General features: G+C 71.0%; 18 protein-coding genes. 11 read left to right on the top strand and 7 right to left on the bottom strand.

Annotated features, from left to right (window positions below):
- Window positions 1-22: 22 nt before the first annotated feature.
- Entirely contained in the window at window positions 23-1261 is a 1239-nt protein-coding gene (locus TR33_RS03020) for an amidohydrolase family protein (protein ID WP_042281171.1), read from the bottom strand.
- A gap of 299 nt (window positions 1262-1560) precedes the next feature.
- Here TR33_RS03020 and TR33_RS03015 point away from each other — a divergent pair, with 299 nt between their 5' ends.
- Window positions 1561-3645, top strand: coding sequence for a bifunctional copper resistance protein CopD/cytochrome c oxidase assembly protein (locus TR33_RS03015; protein WP_017534231.1), 2085 nt, complete (start codon window positions 1561-1563; stop codon window positions 3643-3645).
- A 118-nt stretch (window positions 3646-3763) separates the two neighbouring features.
- Here the strand turns inward: TR33_RS03015 and TR33_RS03010 are convergent, their stop codons facing one another.
- From TR33_RS03010 to TR33_RS02990, 5 genes are all read right to left on the bottom strand, one after another.
- A complete protein-coding gene (locus TR33_RS03010) occupies window positions 3764-4192 on the bottom strand; it encodes a membrane protein (protein WP_026124953.1) in 429 nt (142 codons plus the stop codon).
- 34 nt (window positions 4193-4226) lie between these two features.
- Window positions 4227-7208: an AAA family ATPase gene (locus TR33_RS03005; protein WP_014908246.1), complete on the bottom strand. Its 2982-nt coding sequence runs from the start codon at window positions 7206-7208 to the stop codon at window positions 4227-4229.
- The gene (locus TR33_RS03000) at window positions 7208-8365 is read right to left on the bottom strand and encodes an exonuclease SbcCD subunit D (protein ID WP_017534229.1); all 1158 of its coding nucleotides are present in this window, start codon (window positions 8363-8365) and stop codon (window positions 7208-7210) included. Before TR33_RS03000 ends, TR33_RS03005 begins: the two co-directional genes overlap by 1 nt.
- Before the next feature lie 57 nt (window positions 8366-8422).
- Window positions 8423-9082 (bottom strand): O-methyltransferase, encoded by a 660-nt coding sequence (locus TR33_RS02995; protein ID WP_014913600.1) that lies wholly within the window; start codon window positions 9080-9082, stop codon window positions 8423-8425.
- A 67-nt stretch (window positions 9083-9149) separates the two neighbouring features.
- The gene (locus TR33_RS02990) at window positions 9150-9863 is read right to left on the bottom strand and encodes a metal-dependent hydrolase (RefSeq protein ID WP_017534228.1); all 714 of its coding nucleotides are present in this window, start codon (window positions 9861-9863) and stop codon (window positions 9150-9152) included.
- 236 nt (window positions 9864-10099) lie between these two features.
- Between TR33_RS02990 and TR33_RS02985 the strand changes: the two genes are divergently transcribed.
- From TR33_RS02985 to egtD, 10 genes are all read left to right on the top strand, one after another.
- Window positions 10100-11935: an ABC transporter substrate-binding protein gene (locus tag TR33_RS02985; protein WP_017534227.1), complete on the top strand. Its 1836-nt coding sequence runs from the start codon at window positions 10100-10102 to the stop codon at window positions 11933-11935.
- A complete protein-coding gene (locus tag TR33_RS02980; RefSeq protein ID WP_014913469.1) occupies window positions 11932-13002 on the top strand; it encodes an ABC transporter permease in 1071 nt (356 codons plus the stop codon). Before TR33_RS02985 ends, TR33_RS02980 begins: the two co-directional genes overlap by 4 nt.
- On the top strand, window positions 12999-13982 hold the full coding sequence (locus tag TR33_RS02975) for an ABC transporter permease (protein WP_014908652.1): 984 nt from the start codon (window positions 12999-13001) through the stop codon (window positions 13980-13982). The genes TR33_RS02980 and TR33_RS02975 overlap by 4 nt, the downstream gene beginning before the upstream one ends.
- On the top strand, window positions 13979-15022 hold the full coding sequence (locus tag TR33_RS02970; RefSeq protein WP_014910791.1) for an ABC transporter ATP-binding protein: 1044 nt from the start codon (window positions 13979-13981) through the stop codon (window positions 15020-15022). The genes TR33_RS02975 and TR33_RS02970 overlap by 4 nt, the downstream gene beginning before the upstream one ends.
- Window positions 15019-16107 (top strand): ABC transporter ATP-binding protein, encoded by a 1089-nt coding sequence (locus TR33_RS02965; RefSeq protein WP_042281169.1) that lies wholly within the window; start codon window positions 15019-15021, stop codon window positions 16105-16107. The genes TR33_RS02970 and TR33_RS02965 overlap by 4 nt, the downstream gene beginning before the upstream one ends.
- Window positions 16108-16241: 134 nt before the next feature.
- Window positions 16242-17201 carry an arylamine N-acetyltransferase family protein gene (locus TR33_RS02960; RefSeq protein WP_042281167.1) on the top strand — a complete coding sequence of 320 codons (960 nt, stop codon included), beginning with the start codon at window positions 16242-16244 and terminating at the stop codon, window positions 17199-17201.
- Window positions 17202-17406: 205 nt separating this feature from the next.
- Window positions 17407-18705, top strand: coding sequence for an ergothioneine biosynthesis glutamate--cysteine ligase EgtA (egtA, locus tag TR33_RS02955; protein WP_042281165.1), 1299 nt, complete (start codon window positions 17407-17409; stop codon window positions 18703-18705).
- The gene (gene egtB, locus TR33_RS02950; protein WP_014909646.1) at window positions 18702-20045 is read left to right on the top strand and encodes an ergothioneine biosynthesis protein EgtB; all 1344 of its coding nucleotides are present in this window, start codon (window positions 18702-18704) and stop codon (window positions 20043-20045) included. The genes egtA and egtB overlap by 4 nt, the downstream gene beginning before the upstream one ends.
- Window positions 20045-20794 (top strand): ergothioneine biosynthesis protein EgtC, encoded by a 750-nt coding sequence (gene egtC, locus TR33_RS02945; protein WP_014913399.1) that lies wholly within the window; start codon window positions 20045-20047, stop codon window positions 20792-20794. The genes egtB and egtC overlap by 1 nt, the downstream gene beginning before the upstream one ends.
- Window positions 20795-20866: 72 nt before the next feature.
- Window positions 20867-21841, top strand: coding sequence for an L-histidine N(alpha)-methyltransferase (gene egtD / locus TR33_RS02940; RefSeq protein WP_042281163.1), 975 nt, complete (start codon window positions 20867-20869; stop codon window positions 21839-21841).
- A 4-nt stretch (window positions 21842-21845) separates the two neighbouring features.
- On the opposite strand, the gene TR33_RS02935 is transcribed toward egtD, so the two are convergent.
- Window positions 21846-22553, bottom strand: a complete 708-nt coding sequence (locus TR33_RS02935) for a VIT1/CCC1 transporter family protein (RefSeq protein ID WP_017534221.1) — start codon at window positions 22551-22553, stop codon at window positions 21846-21848.
- Between the last annotated feature and the right edge of the window lie 33 nt (window positions 22554-22586).

Below are 22586 nucleotides of genomic sequence, written 5' to 3'. Positions count from 1 at the left end.
GTGTGTGGGGTGTGACACGGGGCTACGTCTGAGCGCTCCGACCGCCGACCCACACGCGCTCGACACGGCCCACCAGATCCATCCCCGCGTAGGGGCCGGGATCGGTCGAGGGGACCGGTGTCACGGCCCCGTCGTCGAAGGCGACCAGATCGGCCTCGAAACCGGGCGCGATCCTCCCCCGGTTCAGCCGCAGGAGATCGGCGGGACCCCGCGCCGTCCATCGTGCCAGGTCATCCAGGGACAGCCCGCGCCTGCGCGCGGCCGTCCACAGGGCCGAGAGGCTCCACTCCAGGGTACGCAGACCGATCGCGGGCAGGTGACCCGACCCGACCGTACGGATCGACGACCCCTCCTCCAGGAGGGCGCTCCACAGTGCCTTGCGGTTGGCGTCCGAACGCAGCGGCGGTCGGCAGGCGTGGACCGGGGACCCGGGCCCGGGCAGATCCTCCGGCAGACACAGGTAGTGCGGACAGGTGTGCGCGCCCAATTCCACCCCGGCGGCCCCGGCCGCCGACAACAGGGCCGCGCACTCGGCCGCGGTGAACGGACCGACATGGGTCCGGGTCCCCACCACCCGGGCGGCGGCGATCACCCGTTCCAGCCCCCGACGTTCGGCCCGGGGCGGACGTCGACCGGCCGAGACCGCGGGGGTGCCGAGCTCGGACGCGTCCTCGGCGTGCACCATCAGCAGGGAGTCCAGAGTGGTGATCTCGGCCATGGCCTTGCGCAGTCGGGCGTCGCCCAACGCCGCCATGTCCGGCGCGCCCCCGTCGGAGAGCGAGGCCTGGAAGGCGACCGCCCCACCGGCCTGGAGGTCGGCCAGGTCCAGCGGGCTCGTACCCGGCGTCACCCCGCCGAGGAAGACCACGTGCACAGGCACGCCCGCCGCCGCGCTCTGGTGTACCTGGAGAGAGTCCGCGCAGGTGATGGCCGGTCGAGCCGGGGCGGGCGAGACCACCAGGCAGGTGACACCGCCGCGCAGGGCCTCGGCCGCGGCGCTCCGGTAGCACTCGCCCAGGTCGCGCCCCGGAACGTGCACCCCGGTCCCGAGGTCGACGGCACCGGGCAACAGGGCGCGATCGACGAGGTCGACGACCGGAGGCGGAGGGCCGCCGTCCGTGGCGGGGGCGCCCTCGTCGGACCGGGAGCGGTACGGGAGCACCGCCTCGATCCGGCCCTCGCGGACCACGACGTCGGCCGCTCTGATCCCTTCGGGGACCACCACGCGCGTCGAACGGATGACGGTGTCGAATTCGGGCATCGCTCCCCCTTCACGTGCGCCTGTCCGCGTTCGTACTGATGAGGGGACGCGCAGAGGGACGAGCGTATCGCGTGGAGCACTTCCGGAGGGGCGGAACGACGGGGACGGCGGCGGTTTTCGCGTACGGGGGGATGGTCGGGAGGGACCAAGTCCGACACTGTGTAGTAAACGGTCTAACCTTGGTCGAGGTGTTCCTCCGTGCACGGCCCCTGCCGGATTCCCGTTGAAAGAAGTGCGGTGGCCATCACGGCCAAGGGCGCTGACCTACCAGTTGACCGCACTCGACGACGGAGTGGCACGTGGCTCCTCCCGCACAGAACGACACATCCCCTCTCAAGGAACCTCGAACCGACTCGGACCCGGCCCCGGGCACCGGCATCGTCCCGCTCTTCGCCATGATCGCCGCGTTGGTGTGCGCCCTCGCCCTGGGCGCCACCCTCGTTCTGGGCGGCTCGGTCTTCGCCCAGGTCATCCCAGGACTTCCCGACGCCGGTGAGGCCGTGCGCTGGGGCATGCCCATCGCCAAGACCATCATGGACGTCTCGGCCGTACTGACCATCGGCCTCCTCCTCATGGCGATCCTGCTCCTCCCCTCCTTCAAGGGGAGGCTGTCGGACCAGGCCATCGGATACGTCCGCGCCGCCACCTGGGCCGCCCTGGCCTGGGCCCTGGCGACGGTCGCCACCCTGTACTTCCAGGCCTCGGAGTTCCTGGCCGCGCCGATGGGGACCGTGACCGTCGACGAGGTCACCTCCTACGCGGGCTCGGTCTCCGGCGGCATCGCGCTGATGTTCGTCATCCTCCTCACGACGGGGATCGCCCTGTTCGGCCGCACGACCACCGGCGCCACCGGTGGCATGTGGCTGCTCATCGCCGCCCTGGTCGCGATCACCCCGCCCGCGCTGACCGGTCACTCGGCCTCCTCCGGAGCGCACGAGCTGGCCGTCACCGGCCTCGCCCTCCACGTGATCTCGATCAGCGTGTGGGTGGGCGGCCTGGCCGCGGTCACCTACCACGCCCTGCGCCCCGAGGGAGAGGCCCCCGGGGCCGCGGCGCACCGCTTCAGCCGTATGGCGCTGTGGGCCTACGTCGGCGTCGCGATCAGCGGCGTCGCCAGCGCCCTGGCCCGCCTCTACTCCCTCGACGACCTGTTCGGCACCGAGTACGGGCGCATCATCATCGTCAAGGTCGTCCTCTTCGCGGTCCTCGGTGCCTTCGGCTACGCCCACCGCAAGGCCACGGTGGTCCGCATCGAGCAGGCTCCCGTGGGGAAGGCCGGCCACGCCTTCCGCCGCTGGAACTTCCTGCGTCTGGCCGGGGCCGAGATCCTCGTCATGGCGGCGGTGATGGGCGTCTCCGCGGGCCTGGCCCGCACCGCGCCGCCTCCGCCGCTGGAGAGCACCGTCGACCCGGCGGCGGCCATCCTCGGCTTCCCGATCCCGCCCGAGATGACCTTCCAGAACCTGCTCACCCTCTGGCGCCCTGACCTGTTCTTCATCATGTTCGTGGTCATCGCCGGAGGCCTGTACCTGGGCGGGGTCGCGCGTCTGGTCAAGCGGGGCGACAGCTGGCCGGTCGGCCGCACCGTCGCCTTCCTGCTCGGTCTGCTGTGCGTCGTCGCGGTCCAGCTCAGCGGGTTCGCGACCTACGCGATGATCATGTTCTCGATGCACATGATCCAGCACATGGTGCTGGCCATGGTCATCCCGATCCTGCTGGTCCTGGGCGCCCCGGCCACCCTGGCCCTGCGCGCGCTGCGCCCGGCCGAACGCCGCGGCGACCGGGGACCGAGGGAGTGGCTCAACGCCTTCCTCAACAGCCGCTACTCGAAGGTCGTCACCCACCCCGCGGTGGCCGCGCCGATCTTCGTGCTCAGCCCCTACGCCCTCTACTTCACACCGTTGTTCCCCACCCTGATGAACGACCACCTCGGTCACCTGTTCATGGGGGTGCACTTCCTGCTCTCGGGCTTCCTCTTCTACTGGGTGATCGTCGGCATCGACCCGTCGCCGAGGAAGATCCCGTTCCTGCTGCGCATCCTGCTGCTGCTGGTCGCCATGGGCTTCCACGCCTTCTTCGGCATCGCGATCATGGAACAGTCCGCGCCGATGGCGATGGAGTTCTACGGCCAGTTCACGATCCCGTGGATGGCCGACCAGGGCGCGGACCAGTACGCGGGCGGCGGTGTGGCCTGGGCCCTGGGCGAGATCCCCACGGTCATGGTGCTGTTGGCGCTGGTCTGGCAGTGGTCCCGTGACGACGAACGTCAGGAACGCCGACGGGAACGGCACAGCCGTCGCGGCGGCTCCGACGACGCCGACATGGACGCCTACAACGACTACCTGGCCGAACTGGACCGCCGCTCCCGAGAGGGACAGGCCTGACCCGATCGGATCCGCGCATCCGTGACGACGATGCCGGGGCCCCTCACGGAGGGACCCCGGCATCGTCACGTGGAGAGGCGCCGCTCCACGAACGAACGTGGTCGGCGTCGAAGACGGCTCAGGTGAGGAAGGCCATGACCCCGGTCACCAGGAGCGACATGGCCAGGCAGACGAACAGGCCGCCCGACAGCACCGACGGGGTGGGCTTGATCCCGGCGAGCGAGGAACGCCCGCTCACCAGCGCCTGACGACGGGCCACCATCGGCAGCATCGCGGCGTTCACCGCGTACATCACCATGGCCACGACGCTCGCGGTGCCGAAACCCACCCAGAAGCCGAACCCGGCGGACATCGCGTTCAGCGCGGCCAACGCCGGGAGCACCACCCAGAGCACGATCGACACGACCCCGAAGCCGGTGAGGACCCGGGGTGGCAGCCCCCGGGAACTCCCGGAGAGCACGAGGAGCAGACCGATCAGGGCCGCCACCAGGACGGCGCCCCCGATTCCGAACACGGCGATGTTGACCAGCGAATTCACGCTGGTCATTGTCCCACCGCCGCGCGGGTGCCCCGACCCGGGGTCAGCCGTGGTGCTCGACCCGGGAGCCGGAGGAGCTCTTGCGCACGGTCAACCGGGTGGTCACCCGCTGACGCAGATCCGCGACGTGACTCACCACACCCACGGCGCGGCCGCCATCGCGCAACCGGTCCAGCACGTCCAGGACCTCCTCCAGGGTGTCCTCGTCCAGGGTCCCGAACCCCTCGTCCACGAAGAGGGTGTCGATCTCCGTCCCACCGGCCTCGGCGGTGGCCACGTCCCCGAGCCCCAGGGCCAGGGCCAGAGAACTGAAGAAGGTCTCACCGCCCGAGAGGGTCGCCGGATCGCGTTCGGCCCCGGTCCAGGAGTCGACCACCCGCATACCGAGCCCGCCCGCCGAACGGGCGCGTCCGTCTCCGGCGGCCTTGTCCACCGTGTATCTCAGTTCGTAACGGCCGTCCGACATCGTCGCCAGACGATCGTTGGCGGCCGCCACCACCTGTTCCAGGCGCGCCGCGAGCACGTAGGCGGACAGACGCACGCTGTCGGTGTTGTCCGGGGAGGTCCCGGCGGCCAGAGTGCTCAGACCCTGGGCCACCGCGTAGCGGCGCAGGACGGGTTCGGAACCGGACAACCGGTCGGCCAGGGCGATTCTCAGCTCCGCCGCCCTGCGGGCCCGGTCGACGAGCCCACCCCGCCAGGCCACCGTGCGGTCGGCGGCCCGTTCGGCCGCGACCGCCGCGGTCTCCAGGTAGACCAGGTCCGGCGCCTCCTCCGCCTCGGCTGCCATCAGTTCGGGGTCCGACAGGCGGGCCCGGGCCGCCGCCCACTGGTCGTCGAAGTCACGGACCCGGGCTCGCAGCCCTCGCCGCTCGGACTCCTCCAACACGGCCGAGCGCACCTCGGTCTCATCGGCGAACGAGGCCTCCGCCATCGCCTCGGTCACCTCGACCTCGGCGGAACGCAGTTCCTCGGCGGCCCGAGCCCGTCGGTCCACCGCCTCGGCCGCCTCGCGCAGCAGCTCCGCCTCACCGGTGACCCTGGCGACCCGTTCGTCCAGCCCCGCGTCCCGACCTCGGGCCCGGTCCAGCAGGGCGGTCAACCGTTCGTGTTCGGCGGTGGCGCTCTCCCGCCGGGCGAGCAGTTCGCTCTCCCGCCGATCCAGTTCGCCCTCGCGTGAGCGGACCCGCTCCAGTTCGGTCCGGGCCTGCGACAGCTCCTCCTCGTGCCGCCGCACCTCGGCGACCGCCTCGCGGGCGTCGACGAGGGCGCGTCCGGCGGTGTCCACCTCCTCGGCGGCCGCGGCGGCGTCGCGCCCCTCCGTCCGTTCGAGGGCCGCCGAGCGCCGCTCGCGCAACGACACCAGGTCGTTCTCGGCCTCGGCGCGTCGGGTCGCGGCGGACTCGGCGCCGGCCTGGGCCCGCCGTTCCTCCTCGGCCGAGACCAGCCCCTCCTCGCTGGGGAGGGCGGGGGAAGGGTGCGCGGTCGCACCGCACACCGCGCAGGGCGAGCCTTCGGTCAACCCGGACGCGAGCTCCGCCGCCATGTGCCCGATCCGGCGTTCGCGCAGGTCCTGGGCCCGGTCCCGGGCCTCCTGCGCCGCGTCGACCGCGACCCTGCGGCGTTCCTCGGCCCGCGCCACCTCGTCGTCGAGCCGTTCGACCTCCACGACGGCGTTCCCGCGGCGTTCGGCGGCCTCCAGGGCGAGCCGTGCCGAGTCCAGCAGCACGGCCCGCTCCCGGGCGCGCTCCAGCTCGCCGGTGATCGTCTCCACCCGGGCGGGCAGGGTCAGGCCCCGTTCACGGGTCCGGGCCGCCTCGGCGCGCAGCGTGGTCAGTTCACGATCCAGCCCGGTGAGTTCGCGGTGCAGGGAGCGACGACGCTCGGCGTCCTCGCGCAGGAGGTCCAGCCGGGCCAGCTCGTCGTGTCGGATCCGTTCGGCGGCGCGCAGGGGTTCGGCGTCGACCATCCCGGTCGTGTCGACACCGGACCATCCGCCGACCAGGGACAGCCGGTCGACGGCGGTCATCTCCGCCTTCTCCAGTTCGGTGCGCCGCTGGTCCCGGGCGCGCAGGAACGGCGTGACCGCGTCGGTGCGTTCGGCCGAGATCAACCGTTCCTCGGCCTCGGCCCGCCAGGGTCGGTGCTCCTCCAGCAGGGCGACCCGCTCGCGGGCCGCGGCCAGGCGGTCGCGACGATCCCGCAGGGTCCGACCGGCGGACAACGCCTCCCGCGCCCGTCCTCGCTCCAGAGCGGCCGCCTCCGTGATCGCCTCGGCGTCGCGCGCGGTCGCGGCGGTCACCACCGCCAGCTCGGCGGCCCAGGCGGTGAGCTCCTCGGGGTCGTTCGGCGCGGTGGAGCCGCACACCTCGGCGATGCGCCCGGCGACCTCGCGCACCCGTTCCTCGGCGGAACGCACCTCGCGTTCGAGCTTTCGGGTGTGGCCGCCCAACCACTCCTCCACGTCCCGGAAGACCCTCGTGTTGAAGATCCGTTCCAGGGACTTGCGGCGGTCGTCGGAGCGGGCCCGCAGGAACTGGGCGAAGTCCCCCTGGGGCAGCATGACGATCTGGCAGAACTGGGTGAGGGTGAGCCCCAGCAGGTCTCCGACGAACTGTCCGGCCTCGTCCGGCCGGGTGGTGACCCCCTGCCAGGCCCCCTCCACCAGCTCGGAGACGACGACCTTCTGATTCTGGGAGACGGTGCCCACGCCCCGCTTCTTGGGTCGCTCCCAACGGGGTTTGCGGATGATCCTGATCCGGCGTCCCCGGACGGTGAACTCCAGGGTCACCTCCGGTTCCAGATCGGGCGGGGAGTGGTCGCTCTTGGGGGAGCGGTCCTTGTTGCGGGCGCCGGGGACACCGCCGTACAGGGCGAAGCAGACCGCGTCCAGCACGGAGGTCTTGCCGGCGCCGGTGGGGCCGTGGATGAGGAAGAGCCCGCCCCGCCCCAGACGGTCGAAGTCGACCCTCTCGGTCCCGGCGAAGGGACCGAAGGCGGTCACGGTGAGGGTGTGCAGACGCATCAGCGGGTGCCTTCCTGGAGACGGACCTCCTCGACGGCCCGGTCGACGAGCGCGCGCTCCTCGGGGGTCGGCGGGGCGCCGCGGGCCCATTCGACGAAGTCGGCGACCACGTCGCGTTCGGGGCGTTCGGCGACGGCCGCGGTGACGGGACGGTACTCGGTGGGTCCGCCCTCGGGGGCGAACTCCAACAGCAGGGCGTACGGGAAGCGTTCGCGCAGCCGTTCCATGGGGCGGGCGGGGCGACGGTGGTCGGTGAGGGTGATCTGGAGCCAGTGGTCGACGTAACGCTCCCACTCCTCTCCGGAGAGCAGGTCCTCGATACGGCCGCGGATCCGGGCGAGGGGTCGCGGCACGGGCGCGTCGACGAACCCGGCCCCCGCGAAGCCGTCGGCGTCCAGGTCCACCAGCCAGCAGCCCTTGCGGTGGTGCTCCTCGGAGAAGGAGTAGGCCAGCGGGCTGCCCGGGTACCGGACCGTGGGGGTGATGGTCTGACGTCCGTGCAGGTGGCCCAGGGCCACGTAGTCCACACCGTCGTAGATCGAGGCCGGAACGTGCGAGGCACCGCCGACGGAGATGTCGCGTTCGCTGTCGGAGCCCTCTCCGCCGGTGACGAAGGCGTGCGAGAGCACCACGGAACGGACGCCCGGGCGTTCGGCGAGGTCGGCCCGGATCAGATCCATGGCGTGGCCGATGGCGGCCGGATGGCCGCGCTCGGTCAGGTTCCAGTGGTGACGGGCGATCTCCGGTTCCAGGTAGGGGATGCCGTAGAAGGCGACCGGGCCGTGCTCGTCCTCGATGAGGACGGGGGTCCCGACCCCGTCCAGGGAGCTGCGCAGGTGGACGCCGGAGGAGTCGATCAGGTCCGTGGCGAAGGCCATGCGCGTCATGGAGTCGTGGTTGCCGCTGATCAGCACCGCCCGGGCCCCGGTGTCGCGGATCCTGCCCAGGGCACGGTCGAACAGGCGCACGGCGTCCACCGGTGGCAGGGCCCGGTCGTAGAGGTCTCCGGAGACCACCACCACGTCGACGCGCTCTTCGTGGATGGTGTCGACGAGGTGGTCCAGGAAGGCGGCCTGGGCGTCGATGAGGTTCTCCCGGTGGAAGGAACGACCCAGATGCCAGTCCGATGAGTGCAGCAGGCGCATGGAACCGGACATTATCGGAGTCGGGGCCGCCCCCGCCGGGAGAACCGGCCTACCTGTGGACGACGGGGGTCAGCGTTTACGGGCCAGGGTCAGTCCGTCGCCGATCGGGAGCAGGACCTGTTCGACCCGGTCGTCGGAGACGAGCCGTTCGTTGAAGTCGCGGATGCCCTGGACGGCGGGGGAGGTCTCCTCGGGGTCGACCACACGCCCGTGGGAGAGGGTGTTGTCGGCCAGGATCAGGCCGCCCGGACGGATCCGGGGCACCAGTTCCTCCCAGTAGTCCACGTACCCGGTCTTGTCCGCGTCCACGAAGGCCAGGTCGAAGCGGGTGTCGTCGGGCAGAGCGCGGAGCGAGTCCAGGGCCGGACCGAGCCGCAGTTCGATCTTCCCGTCGACCCCGGCGCGCTCCCAGTAACGGCGGGCCACCGAGGTCCACTCCTCGCTGACGTCCAGGGTCAGGAGTGTGCCGTCCTCGGGGAGCCCCCGGGCGAAGCAGATGGACGAGTACCCGGTGAAGGTCCCGATCTCCACCGCGTTCCGGGCTCCGGAGATCCGGGTGAGCAGGGTGCTGAAGACCCCTTGTTCGGGGCCGATCTGCATCCCTTTCCGATCCGGGAAGAGACGGGCGGTCTCCTCGGCCAGGTCGGCCAGGACGGGGTCCACCGGCTCGGTGTGGGCGACGATGTAGGCGTGCAGTTCCGGCGTGAGGGCTTCCGAGGTTCGAGTCACAGGCGACAGCCTAGGATCCGCTCCCCGTCGGAGGACGGAACCCCTGAGGGCTCGGCCCGGCGCCGGGTCAGTGGTCGGGGAGCAGGGTGGGCCAGTCGAAGAGGTAGATCGAGCCCACGATGACGCCGACGGTGAGCAGGGGGGTGACCACCTTCTGCTCCACGGGGCCGTTGGTGACGAAGCCCTGGTTCTGGCCGATGCGCTTCTTCCAGAAGGGCCAGAAGATCGGCACGCCCATCTTGGTGATCATGTCGCCGAAGAAGTGCAGGATCACGCCGAAGGCGACGGCCACGCCCAACCAGGTGTAGTTCAGGCCGGCGGCGTAGAGTCCGAGCGTGATCGCCGCCGTGCCCAGGGCGTTGATGACCCCCGAGGCGGCCCGGTTCTTGTCCAGGCCGAAACCCAGCCCTTGGAGGGCGATGCCGATGAGCAGGAAGACGAAGATCTGCACGGCGAGCTCCGACCACAGGGCCAGGAGCGTCACGATGGTCCCCATGAGGGCGGCGAAGAAGAACGAGTGCGTTCCCATGCGGTGCCCGCCGAAGGCCCAGTTCAGAATGCCGCCGAGGGTCTCGGTGACCTTTCCGTAGGTCTTGGTGACCGTCGCGCTCTTGTGGTCCAGATCGGGGAGGAGGGCGGCACCCGCGCACACCAATGAGCCGGCGACGATCTCGCCGGGCCCGAGTTCGAAGCTGAGCCCGAGGAATTCGCTGCCTTGGACGAACGGTACGACCGCCATCCAACCGACCACGCCGCTGAGTGCGTGAGAGTGCCCCATCATGGCGGGAACCGTAGCGGAGTCGGTCGATCACCGCGAACCGGAGGGCGGTTTCGGTCAGATGAACATTCGACACTCAACCACCACAAAACGACCGTATTACCAGGTCCGGAGTCGAATGTGTTGCGATATCACGCCTCACCTCGAAGATCATTGACGCTCATCACACCCAGTTGGTAAACAACCAACAACCCCCAGGTGGCCAGGCCACCACCCCACGAATCCTGACAGGGGCCGTTATGAACCATCATGATCCTCCCACCGGCACCCTTCTCCGACGGACGGCGGCCTCCACCGCCGCGCTGGTTCTCATCGGCGGACTGTCCGCGGTCCCCGCCGCGGCCCAGGAGGGCGATGGCAGCAGGCTCACCGTCGCCATCGCGCAACAGGTCGACTCGTTCAACCCCTTCACCGCGCAGTTGGCGGTCACCACCAACATCCTCCGGCACGTCTACGACCGGCTCGTCACCATCGACCCGGAGACCAACGGGCCCGCGCCCTCCCTCGCCGAGGGCTGGGAGACCTCCGAAGACGGCCTGACCTGGACCTTCGACCTTCGGGACGACGTCTACTTCAGCGACGGCGAGCAGCTCACCGCCGACGACGTGGCGTGGACGTTCACCACCATCATGGAGAACGACGCCGCCGCCATCGCCTCCGGCAACTACGTCTCCGGGTTCGAGAAGGTCACCGCCGAGGACGACCGCACGGTCGTCATCGAACTGGACGAGCCCCAGGCCACGATGACCGCGCTCAACGTGCCGATCGTCCCCCGCCACGTCTGGGAACCGATCCTGGAGGAGGAGGGCGACGCCTTCTCCGAGTACACCGGCGACGACCTGCCCACGGTCGGCAGCGGCCCCTTCGTCCTCACCGAGCACTCGCGGGGCGAGCACATCATGTTGCGGGCCAACCCCGACCACTGGCGCGGCGCCCCGGGCTTCGACGAGCTGTACTTCCGCTACTACTCGGAGAAGGACGCCGCCGTGGAGGCGCTCCGAAGCGGCGAGGTCTCCTTCGTCTACGAGCTCACCGACGCCCAGATCACCTCCCTGGAATCGGTCGAGGACATCGCCGTCAACATCGCCGACGGCAAGCGCTTCCAGGCCTTCACCATCAACCCCGGGGCCGTCACCCAGGACGGCGAGGAGTTCGGCGACGGACATCCCGCGCTCGAGGACCTGACCCTGCGCCAGGCCATCGTCAAGGCCATCGACAACGAGGAGATCGTCCGCCAGGGCTCCAACGGCCAGGCCGTCGCGGCCGGCGGCTACATTCCGCCGCGCTACTCCGACTTCCACTGGTCCCCCGAAGGAGAGGAGGCGATCCTCGACTTCGACCCCGACGCCGCCAACGAGATGCTCGACGAGGCGGGCTACGAACGGGGCGACGACGGCGTACGCGTCTCGCCCGACGGCGACCGTCTCGAGCTGCGCATGTTCGTCCACTCCGACCGCCCGGACAACGTCCAGGCCGGGCTGGTCATCGCCGAACGGCTCGCCGACGTCGGCATCGAGATCGACAACAGGACCGTCGACCCGGGCATCCTCAGCGACGCCCTCTACGACGCCGAGTACGACCTCATCTTCACCGGGTGGACGGTCAACCCCGACCCCGACTACGTGCTCAGCATCCACACGTGCGGAGCGCTGCCCACCGAACCCGGCACCATGCAGGGCGACGCCTACTTCTGCGACGAGGAGTACGACGAGCTCTACGAGGCGCAGCTGGCCGAGTACGACCCCGAGAAGCGGGCCGAACTGATCCACCGGCTCCAGGAGGTCCTCTACCGGGAGGCCGTGGTCAACGTCCTGACCTACCCGAACATCCTGGAGGCCTACCGGACCGACCAGATCGAGGATCTCCAGCTCGAACCGGCCGAGGGCGGCAACATCTGGGGCCAGGACGGCTACTGGGCCTGGTGGTCGGCGCAGCCCGCCGAGACCTCCGGCTCCCCGACCGGGGGGCCGTCCACCGGGGCGGTCATCGGCATCGGGGTCGGAGCCCTCGTCCTGGTGGTCGCCGGGGCCTTCCTCTTCTTCCGCCGACGCTCCACCATGGAGGACCGCGAGTGACGACCACGCCCACAGCGGCGGACGGACCGACCGGGGCGGGGGCGGACGACGCCCCCGCCCCGGCGGGGCCCCGAGGACCGGGACGGGCCGCGAGCGTGGCCGTCTACGTGCTCGGCCGGCTCCTGACCGCCATCGTGTCCCTGTTCGCGGTGATCGTCGCCGGGTTCTTCCTCTTCAGGATCCTGCCCGGCGACCCCGTCCGCGCCATGACCGAAGGACGCGAGGTCACCGCGGAACAGCGCGAGGAGCTGCGCCGCCAGTTCGGCCTCGACCAACCCCTGTGGCTCCAGTTCCTCGACTACGCCAAGGGTCTGCTCCACTTCGACCTGGGCGTCTCGTTCCAGTACCGCGAACCGGTCGCCGACCTCATCCTGGAGCGTCTGGGACCGACCCTGCTGCTCGCCGGCACGGGCACGATCATCGCCGCGCTCCTCGGCCTGTTCCTGGGCACCCGAGCCGGATGGCGACCGGGGGGACGAGGCGACCGGATCAACACCGCCGTCGCCCTGTTCTTCTGGTCGGTGCCCACCTTCTGGCTCGGCCTGCTGCTCATCGTCCTGCTGGCCTCGGGACGAGGGTTCATGCCCGGCCTGTTCCCGACCGGCGGCATGGTCGACCCCACCCTCACCGGCCCGGTGGAGAGGGCGCTGAGCACCGCGCAGCACATGGTGCTGCCGATCGTCACCATGGTGGCCGTCATCTACGCCCAGTACCTGATGATCATGCGCTCCTCCCTGATGGACGAGAAGGGGGCCGACTACCTGACCACCGCCCGGGCCAAAGGCCTGCGCGACGCCCTGGTCCGCCGCAGGCACGCCGTCCCCAACGCCCTGTTGCCGACGGTCACCCTGATCTTCCTCAACCTCGGACAGGTCGTGTCCGGGGTCATCCTCGTGGAGACGGTCTTCTCCTGGCCCGGTCTCGGACAGCTCTTCTACTCCGGCCTACAGGTCCCCGACATCGGCCTCGTCCAGGGCCTGTTCGTGGTCTTCGCGGCCTCGGTGATCCTCATGAACCTCTTGGCCGACCTGGTGTACCCGCTGCTCGACCCCCGGGTGCGCCCATGAGCGCGCCCACAGGATCCGTCCCCGGACCACGCCCCGAACCGCCCACCGGACCGGAACCGACCGCGGGTCGGTCGCCCCGGTCCCTGGCCCGGCGTCGACGCCGAGAGGCCCTGCTCCGCTTCGCCCGTGAGTACGCGCGCAACCGGGCCGGGATGTTCGGTCTGGTCTCGCTGCTCGTCATCGGAGCCCTGGCGCTGACCGCGCCCCTGTTCATCGACCAGACCCACCTGACGGTCACCGGAGCCCCGGGCGATCCCTTCCAGCCCCCCGGCGGCGACCACCCGCTCGGTACCGACAACTTCGGTCGTTCCGTCCTGGACCTCATCATCTGGGGAGCACGGGTCTCGTTGACCGTCGGCCTGCTGGCCACGTTCGTCTCGGTGTCCCTGGGCACCCTGGCGGGGATCACCGCCGGACACTTCGGTTCCTCCGGAGGCACCGGCGGGCGCGTCGTCGCCTCGATCATCATGCGCGTCACCGACTGGTTCCTGGTCCTGCCGACCCTGGTGCTGGCGGTGGCCCTGGCCGCCGTCCTGCCGCGCGGCACCGGCACCATCATCCTCGCGATCGGCCTCACGGTCTGGCCGGCCACCGCGCGTCTGGTCCGGGCCCAGACCCTGGCCGTGGAGGCCCGCCCTTACGTGGAGAGGGCCCGCGCCCTCGGCGGCGGCCACGCCCACGTCATGGGCTGGCACGTCCTGCCCAACGTGATGCCCGTCGTCCTCGCCCAGACCACCCTGTTGGTGGCCACCTCCATCATCGCCGAGTCCACCCTCGCGTTCCTGGGCATGGGCGATCCCACCACCATCTCCTGGGGCGCCCTTCTCCAGGCGGCCCGGACCTCGGGCGCGATCAGCGCCGGCATCTGGTGGTACATCGTCCCGCCCGGCCTCGCCATCGCCGTGGTCGCGCTCTCCTTCACCCTGTGCGGGCGCGCGGTCGAGGCCGTCATCAACCCACGACTGAGGGGGCGGAGTTGAGCGGACTCCTCGATGTCCGAGACCTGAACGTCACCTATACGAGCGGCGCCGGCGACGTCCCCGCCGTTCGCGGCGTCGACCTGTCCCTGGAGCCGGGCGACACCCTCGGAGTGGCCGGGGAGTCCGGCAGCGGCAAGTCCACCGTGGCCCTGGCCCTGCTGCGACTGCTCCCCGCCGGGACCCGGGTCACCGGACGGATCCTCTTGGAGGGCGAGGACGTCCTCACCATGAAGTGGGGGCGTCTGCGCGCCGTCCGCTGGGTCGGCGCCTCCGTGGTCTTCCAAGGGGCCATGCATTCCCTGAACCCGGTCAGACGGATCGGCGATCAGATCGCCGAGCCCCTCCTCGTCCACGGGACCGTGCCCGCCAAGCGGGTCGAGGAACGCGTGGCCGAGCTCCTCGAACAGGTCGGACTGCCCGCCTCCCGCGCCCAGGACCACCCCCACCGTCTCTCCGGCGGTCAGCGCCAACGCGTGATGATCGCCATGGCCCTGGCCTGCGAGCCGCGTCTGATCATCGCGGACGAGGCCACCACCGCCCTGGACGTGATGATCCAGGCGCAGATCCTCGCCCTGCTGGAACGCCTGGTGGAGGAGAACGGCATCGGCATGCTGATGATCAGCCACGACCTGTCCGTGCTCTCGGCCACCTGCAAGAGGGTCGCGGTCATGTACGCCGGACGGATCGTGGAGGAGGGGCCCGCCCACCAGGTCGTGCACGACCCCGCCCACCCCTACGCGAGCGCGCTCAGCGCCGCCTTCCCCAAGATCGGCGACCCCGCCTCGCGGCTGGCCCCGCGCGGACTTCCCGGAGACCCGCCCGATCCCGCCGACCCGCCCTCGGGGTGCGCCTTCCGTCCGCGCTGCGCCGTGGCCGAGACCGTGTGCGCCACCGTCGACCCCCCGCTGTGGCCGGTCCGCCCAGACGAGAGCGGGCGCTCGGAGCGGCACGCCGCCTGTGTGCACGTCGGCTCCGGTCGTGACGGGATCGAGGGAGCGTCGACCCCGGGGGAGACGAGTACAGAGGAGACGAGCCGTTGAGCGCCGAGACCGACCCCCTGACCGCCGCCGTCGGCACCGACACGGGCGAGACGCCGATCCTGAGGGCCGAGGCCGTCGAGGTGGCCTTCTCCTCCGGAGTGGGCCCGGGTGGAGGACGGGGGACCGCACGGGCCGTGGACGGGGTCGACCTGGACGTGGCGGCCGGCGAGATCGTCGCCCTGGTCGGAGAGTCCGGCTGCGGCAAGACCACCCTGGCCCGCACCCTGCTCGGGCTGGAGCGGCCCACCGGCGGGCGGGTGCTGTTCGAAGGCGCCCCGCTGAGCCACCGCTCCCGGGACCTGCGCGACTATCGGCGTCGGGTCCAGCTCGTCCAACAGGACCCGATGGGTTCGCTCAACCCGCGTCGCACCGTCTACGAGTCGGTCGTCGAGGGGCTGCGCATCCACGAGGGCACCACCGTCGACGAGTACGAACGCGTGGCCCGGGCCCTGTCCCGGGCGGGTCTGCGGCCTCCGGAGAGGTTCCTGTCCCGCTACCCGCACGAGCTCTCCGGCGGCCAGCGCCAACGCGTGGTGATCGCCGGAGCCCTGATCCTGGACCCCGAGGTGCTGGTGGCGGACGAACCGGTGGCCTCGCTGGACGCCTCGGTGCGGGGAGAGATCCTGCGGCTGATGTTGGAGTTGCGGGAGAACCTCGGCCTGTCCGCCCTGGTCGCCACGCACGACCTCGGCCTGGCGTGGAACATCGCCGACCGTGTCGCGGTGATGTACCTGGGGCGGGTGGTTGAGGTCGGCACGGTGGAGGAGGTGCTGTCCGCCCCCGAGCACCCCTATACGCGTGCCCTGCTGTCGGTGCTCCCGGACTCCGGGGTGGAGGAGGGGCCCGTGGTGCTCGGCGGCGAGCCGCCGGACCCCAAGCGGGTGCCCACGGGGTGTCGCTTCCATCCCCGCTGCCCGGTCCTGGCCTCGGGCGAGGCCGCGAGGGCCGGTGTGGCGGACATGTGCACGAGCGTGGACCCCGAGGTGTTGGCGGGCGGGCCGGGCCATCGGACGGCCTGCCACTGGGCGGCCCGCGTCGGCGGGCCCGAGAGCCCGCGGACGGTGGAGGGCCCCATGTCCTCTTGAGTCGGGCGCCGGTGCCTTGACCGTGGACGTCTCCGGAACGCGCGCTTCCACACCCGTTCCCTCCGGTTTATTCCGGCCGGAGGAGACCCCCACGAAGGTGGAACAGCGACATCTCGGGCACCGTTGGTGCGGTCATGACGATCTACGAGAGTGCCGAGAACACGAAGTCGCCGACCACACCGGGCATCGCTCCAAGACCCCTGCCGGTGTTCACCGACCGCGACTTCTGGCGTGGCGGAGAGCTGGATCTGGGCGCTTACCTGGAACGGGTCGGCCTGTCGGGCGAGGGCCCGCCGCCCCCGACCCTGGACACCCTCGTCGCCGTGCACCGTGCCCACCTGGCGACGATCCCCTTCGAGAACATCCATCTCCTGCTGGACCGTCCCGTCCCGCTGGACGTCCCGTCGCTGACGGACAAGATGGTCCGGCATCACCGTGGCGGATACTGCTATGAGCACGGTCTCTTGTTGGCCGCGGTGCTGGACCGGCTCGGGTTCACGGTGACCGCGCTCACCGCGCGGGTGCTGGTGGGCGCGGAGGGGCGGCCCCGTCCTTCCACGCACGCCCTGCTACGGGTCGACCTGGACGGTGGGTCGTGGCTGCTGGACGTCGGTTTCGGCGGAGGGCTGTTGGAGCCGCTTCCTCTGGTGGACGGGTACCAGGTCTCCCAGGACGGTTGGGACCTGCGGCTGGATCTGATCACCGAGGTGGGCGCGGAGGAGTGGTTGCTGCGTTCGTTCGACGGTGAGGAGTGGCAGAACCTGTACTCCTTCTCCATGGCGGCGAATCTGCCACAGGACTACGTCATCTTCAATCACTACCTCATCACCGACCCCCGCTCTCCCTTCGGTAACCGGCTGATGGTCGCCCGGACGGTCGGTGGGACCCGGTACGCGCTGACGAACACGACCCTGACGATCGATTGGGTCGGCGCGGACCGGGCGGACCCGTCCGGGGCCACCTTGGAACGTGAGGTGCGGGAGTTGCCCGTGAGCGAGGTGGGGAAGGTGCTGCACGAGATCTTCGACATCCGCCTTGACCAGGAAGAACGCTCCACCGTGGAGGATCGGGTGCGCGGTTTTCTGAATATGTGACCGGAATCACATGAGTGGCCGGTCGAGCGGTCCGTTCCGCCGGATTCGGGGAGAACCGAAAGGCCGGCGGGTATCCCGTTCCCACGGAGATACTCCGCCGGTCCGCTTCTTCACGGAGCGTGGGGATTTTGGGGTGATCGCACACGTTCGTCTTCACGAACGGAGGGGCAGGACCTTGGAGGTGTCATCCCGAGGGAGTCAGCCCATGGCGTACATGACCACGGAAGACGTTCACGAGTACATCAACGGGGTCTGCTTCAAGACCGGACCTCCGGGGAAGGTCGGGGCCGAGACCGAATGGCTCGTCACCGACCTCGCGAGCCCCACCGCACCCGTCACCATCGAACGCCTCTCGGCGCTGCTGGAGGCCTGCGGGCCTCCACCCGCCGGAAGCCGGATCACCTTCGAACCCGGCGGCCAGATCGAGCTCAGCTCGGTGGCGCTTCCGGGACCGGCCCGGACCCACGAGGCCCTGGAGACCGACCTGCGCCACGTCGGCAAGGCCCTCGCCGAGGACGGACTGGCCTTGGCGGAGACCGCCCTGGACCCCGTTCGACCTCCGGTACGTCAGCTCCGACTGCCCCGCTACACGGCGATGGAGCGCTTCTTCACCGAGCACCGTCAGCCCAGTGGTCGCACCATGATGTGCAGCACCGCCTCGCTCCAGGTCTGCCTGGACACCGGCGCCGACCTCGACGACGCCCGTGAACGCTGGAGTCTCCTGCACCGCCTGGGCCCCGTCCTGGTGGCCTCCTTCGCCAACTCGACCGTCTGGCGCGGCCGTCCCACCGGCTGGAAGTCCACACGGTGGGCGATCTGGGCCGCCACCGACTCCGGCCGTACCCGACCGGTCCTCGAACCCGGGACCGGGCCCGACCCCGCCACGGCCTGGGCCGAGTACGCCCTGGCCGCCCAGGTGATGGCCGTTCCCGAGTTCCCCGGAGGAGGGGGATCCTGGATCGCCGACCCGGGGATCACCCTGGCCGAGTGGGTCGAGGGTCGAGGGCCGCGCCCCGTCACCACCGCCGACCTCGAATTCCACCTGAGCACGCTGTTCCCGCCCCTGCGCCCTCGCGGCTGGTGGGAGCTGCGGATGATCGACGCGGTCCCCCCGCGCTGGTGGCCGGTGCCGATGGCGCTCGCCGCCGCCCTGGCCGACGATCCGCGGGCCCGCGCCGTCGCGGAGGAGGCCACCGCGCGTCTGTGCGGGGACACGGCCCCCTCCCCGGGCCTGTGGCTGCGCTCGGCCCGGCTGGGCCCCGCCGACCCCGAGATCGCCGCGTGCGCGCGGGCCTGTTTCGACGCGGCGGTCGACGCCCTGCCTCGGATGGGGGCGGCCGGGCTCGCCGGTCTCGTGGACGCCTACGCCGAACGGTACGTCCGTCGCGGGCTCTGCCCCGCCGACAGTGTCGTTCCGGCCCCGCGTCCCACCGAGGACACCGTGTTCGTCGCGACCGACCTCGGCGGTCGGGAGCGGGTCGAGGATCGTGGAGGCACGCCATGAGCGTGGAGAGGGAACGTGTCAAGGAACGGATCGCCGCCGAACTCGATCGGAGCAGGCGGCGCAGTAACGGACTGACCCTGGAGAGCCTGGACGAGGAGGACCTGCTCGCCCAGCACTCTCCGCTGATGTCGCCGCTGGTCTGGGACCTGGCGCACATCGGCAACTACGAGGAGCAGTGGCTGTTGCGGGCCGCCGGTGGTCGTGAGGCGCTGCGCCCCGACATCGACGGCCTCTACGACGCCTTCGAGAACCCGCGCGCGGACCGGGTCGCCCTTCCTCTGCTGCGGCCCGACGAGGCACGCGAGTACAACGAGCGGGTGCGTCGGGAGGTCCTGGACACGTTGGAGGGCGCCGACCTGTCCGCCCGGCCGCCGGACCCGGCCGGCGGGGATCGCTCGTTGCTGGACGCGGGTTTCGTCTTCCACATGGTGATCCAGCACGAGCACATGCACGACGAGACGATGCTCGCCACACACCAGCTGCGTCGAGGCGCACCCGCCCTGTTGGAGGGCTCCACCGAGATCGGGCCGGTGATCCCGCCCGAGGCCGAGGAGGTGCTCGTCCCCGCCGGCCCCTTCACCCTCGGCACCGACGACGACCCCTGGTCCTTCGACAACGAGCGTCCGGCCCGTACGGTCGACCTGCCCGCCTACCTGATCGACGCCGCCCCGGTGAGCAACGCCGCCTACCAGGCGTTCATCGACGACGGCGGCTATCGGGACCCCCGGTGGTGGAGTCCTGCCGGGTGGGAGTGGCGTACCGCGCGCGGCGCCGTCGCTCCGGCCTTCTGGACCCTGGAGGCCGGCCGTTGGACCCGACGCCGGTTCGGGCGTCATGAGGACGTGCCGCCGAACGAGCCCGTCCAACACGTGAGTTTCCACGAGGCGTCGGCCTACGCGCGTTGGGCCGGCAAGAGACTGCCCACGGAGGCCGAGTGGGAGAAGGCCGCGCGCCACGACCCGGTCACCGGACGGTCCCACCGTTTCCCCTGGGGTGACGAGGAACCGGAACCGCGCCACGCCAACCTCGGCCAACGCCGTCTGGGCCCCGCGCCGGTGGGGGCCCATCCCGACGGCGCCTCGCCGCTGGGGGTGCGTCAGATGATCGGCGACGTGTGGGAGTGGACCTCCACCACCTTCCACGGGTATCCGGGTTTCCGGGCCTTCCCCTACCGCGAGTACTCGGAGGTCTTCTTCGACGAGGGCTACAAGGTGCTGCGGGGCGGCTCCTGGGCGACCCACCCCACCGCGGTGCGCTCCACCTTCCGCAACTGGGATCATCCGATCCGACGGCAGATCTTCAGCGGGTTCCGCTGCGCACGTGATGTGGACCGCGACTGATGTGCCGCCATCTCGCCTATCTGGGGCCGCCGCGTTCCCTGCGCGCTCTGCTGTACGCGGCGCCCCACTCGCTGCACGTCCAGTCCTGGGCCCCGCGCCACCAGCGGTACGGGACCGTGAACGCCGACGGGTTCGGCGTGGGCTGGTACCCCGAGGCGGTCGGCCCGCGGGCTCCGGAACCGCTGCGCTATCGCCGGGCCATGCCGATCTGGGGGGACGCCTCCTTCGCGGACGCGGCCCGGGCCATCGTCTCCGGGTGCGTGGTCGCGGCCGTACGCGACGCCACTGTCGGGTTCGGGTCGGAGGAGTCCGGGGCCCAACCCTTCCGCGCCGACCGTCTGCTGTTCAGTCACAACGGGGCCGCGAAGGACGACGAGGCGCTCCACGCCGGGCTCGGACATCCCGCGCCCCCGGGCGCCCTGGACGCACGCGCGCCCGTGGACTCCGCGCCTCTGTTCGCGCACACCGTCCGTTCGTGGCGTTCCTCCGGAGACCTGGTGGGCGCTCTGGCCGAGACGGTCCGACGCGCCCGGGAGCACTCCGAGGGGCGCTACAACCTGCTGGCCTCGGACGGGGAGGCGATCGTCGGGACGACGGCGGGGGACACCCTGTTCACGTCACGACGACCGGGGGAGGGGGTCCTCCTCACCTCGGAGCCCTTCGACGACGGGCCGGATTGGCACCGGATCCCCGAGGACTCGGTGGTCGTCGCCGACCACGAGCGCACCGAGATCCGGCCACTCGGCTGACCTCAGAGCACCACACCCTTCCCATGGCCACGCCCCGTACCGGGTACAACTCCCAGGGACACAGGAGGCACCATGTTCCGGATCGACCGTAATCTGACCGCCGACGAACTGGACAAGACGCTGCGCGCCGACGTCGCGGAGGGGCTCACCTCCAGCCCCAAGAGCCTGCCCCCCAAGTGGTTCTACGACGAACGCGGCAGCGTCCTGTTCGAGGAGATCACCGGGCTTCCCGAGTACTATCCGACCCGGGCCGAGCGGGCCATCCTCGAACATCGCTCCGACGAGATCGCCGAGGCCGCCGACGCCGCCGCCCTCATCGAGCTCGGCTCCGGTTCCGGGGTCAAGACCCGCCTCCTCCTCGACGCCATGAGTCGCCATGGAACCCTGGAGAGTTTCGTGCCGGTGGACGTCAGCGGCGATTTTCTCGCCTCCTCGGCCCGACCGGTCGCCGACGACTATCCGGGGCTGGACGTCCACGCCGTCGTCGGGGACTTCGAACACCACCTCGGGCTGCTCCCGGTCGGAGGGGAGGGGGAACGCCGGCTCCTGGCCGTCCTCGGATCCACGATCGGGAACCAGGAACCGGCCGCCCGGGCCCTCTTCCTCCGCGACATCCACGCCACCCTCGCCCCCGGCGACTCACTCCTCCTCGGAGCCGACCTGGTCAAGGACCCCGAACGTCTGGTCGCCGCCTACGACGACTCCCAGGGCGTGACCGCCGCCTTCAACCGGAACGTGCTGTCGGTGATCGACCACCGGCTGGGCGGCGACCTCGATCCGGACGACTTCGACCACGTGGCCCTGTGGGACCCCGAGAACGAGTGGATCGAGATGCGGCTGCGGGCCCGACGGCGCCTGCGCGCCCACATACGGGACCTCGACCTGGAGGTGGACTTCGCGGAGGGCGAGGAGATGCGCACGGAGATCTCCGCGAAGTTCCGCCGCGAGGGCCTGTCCGCCGAACTCGACACGGCCGGGTTCGACCTCGCCCACTGGTGGACCGACCCGAACGGCGACTTCGCGCTCGGCCTGGCCACCGTGCGCTGACCGGTCACATACCGGCGGCGGCCCCCAGGAGGGTCCCCGTCAGGTAGGTCACCGCCATGGCGAAGGAGCCGCCGACCACGCACCGGATCGCCGCCCGCGGGGCCGGAGCCCCGCCGGTCCAGGCGCTGACAGCGCCCAGCAGGCCGGTGGCCACGAGCACCGCCACCACCGTCACGGGCAGTCGCCAGGCCTCCGGGCCGAGCAGGATCGCCGCCAACGGGATCAGGGCTCCGAGGAGGAAGGAGAACATGCTGGCGAAGGCGGCCTGCCACGGGTTCGCCCGATAGCCGTCGAGCCCGAGTTCGACCTCCACGTGCGCCCTCAGGGCGTCGTGCTCGGTGAGCTCTCGGGCGACCTCGCGGGAGAGCCGATCGCTCAGCCCCCGGCTCCGGTACATCTCGGCCAGCTCCTCCAGTTCGCCCTCGGGGTCGTCGGAGAGTTCACGACGCTCCCGGGCGATGGCGGCGCGCTCGGTGTCGCGCTGGGTGCTGACCGAGACGTATTCGCCCGCCGCCATGGACAGCGCCCCGGCCAGGGTGCCGGCGACCCCGGCCACCAGGAGCGCCTCCCGGTGCGGGGTGGCACCCGCCACACCCACCACCAGGCCGGCGGTGGAGATGATGCCGTCGTTGGCCCCCAGCACGGCGGCCCTCAGACCGTTCAAGAGGGAGCCCAGACGTTGCCGGGACCGATCGGAGTGCTCCTGTGACATGGCGTCAGAGTCGCACGGAGCGAGGGCCGGACC

The sequence above is a fragment of the Nocardiopsis alba genome (genome assembly GCF_000710955.1).
GTDB classification, from domain to species: Bacteria; Actinomycetota; Actinomycetes; order Streptosporangiales; family Streptosporangiaceae; genus Nocardiopsis; species Nocardiopsis alba.
The sequence above is the reverse complement of the archived record's forward strand: the minus strand, read 5'-3'. Positions and strand labels throughout refer to the sequence as shown.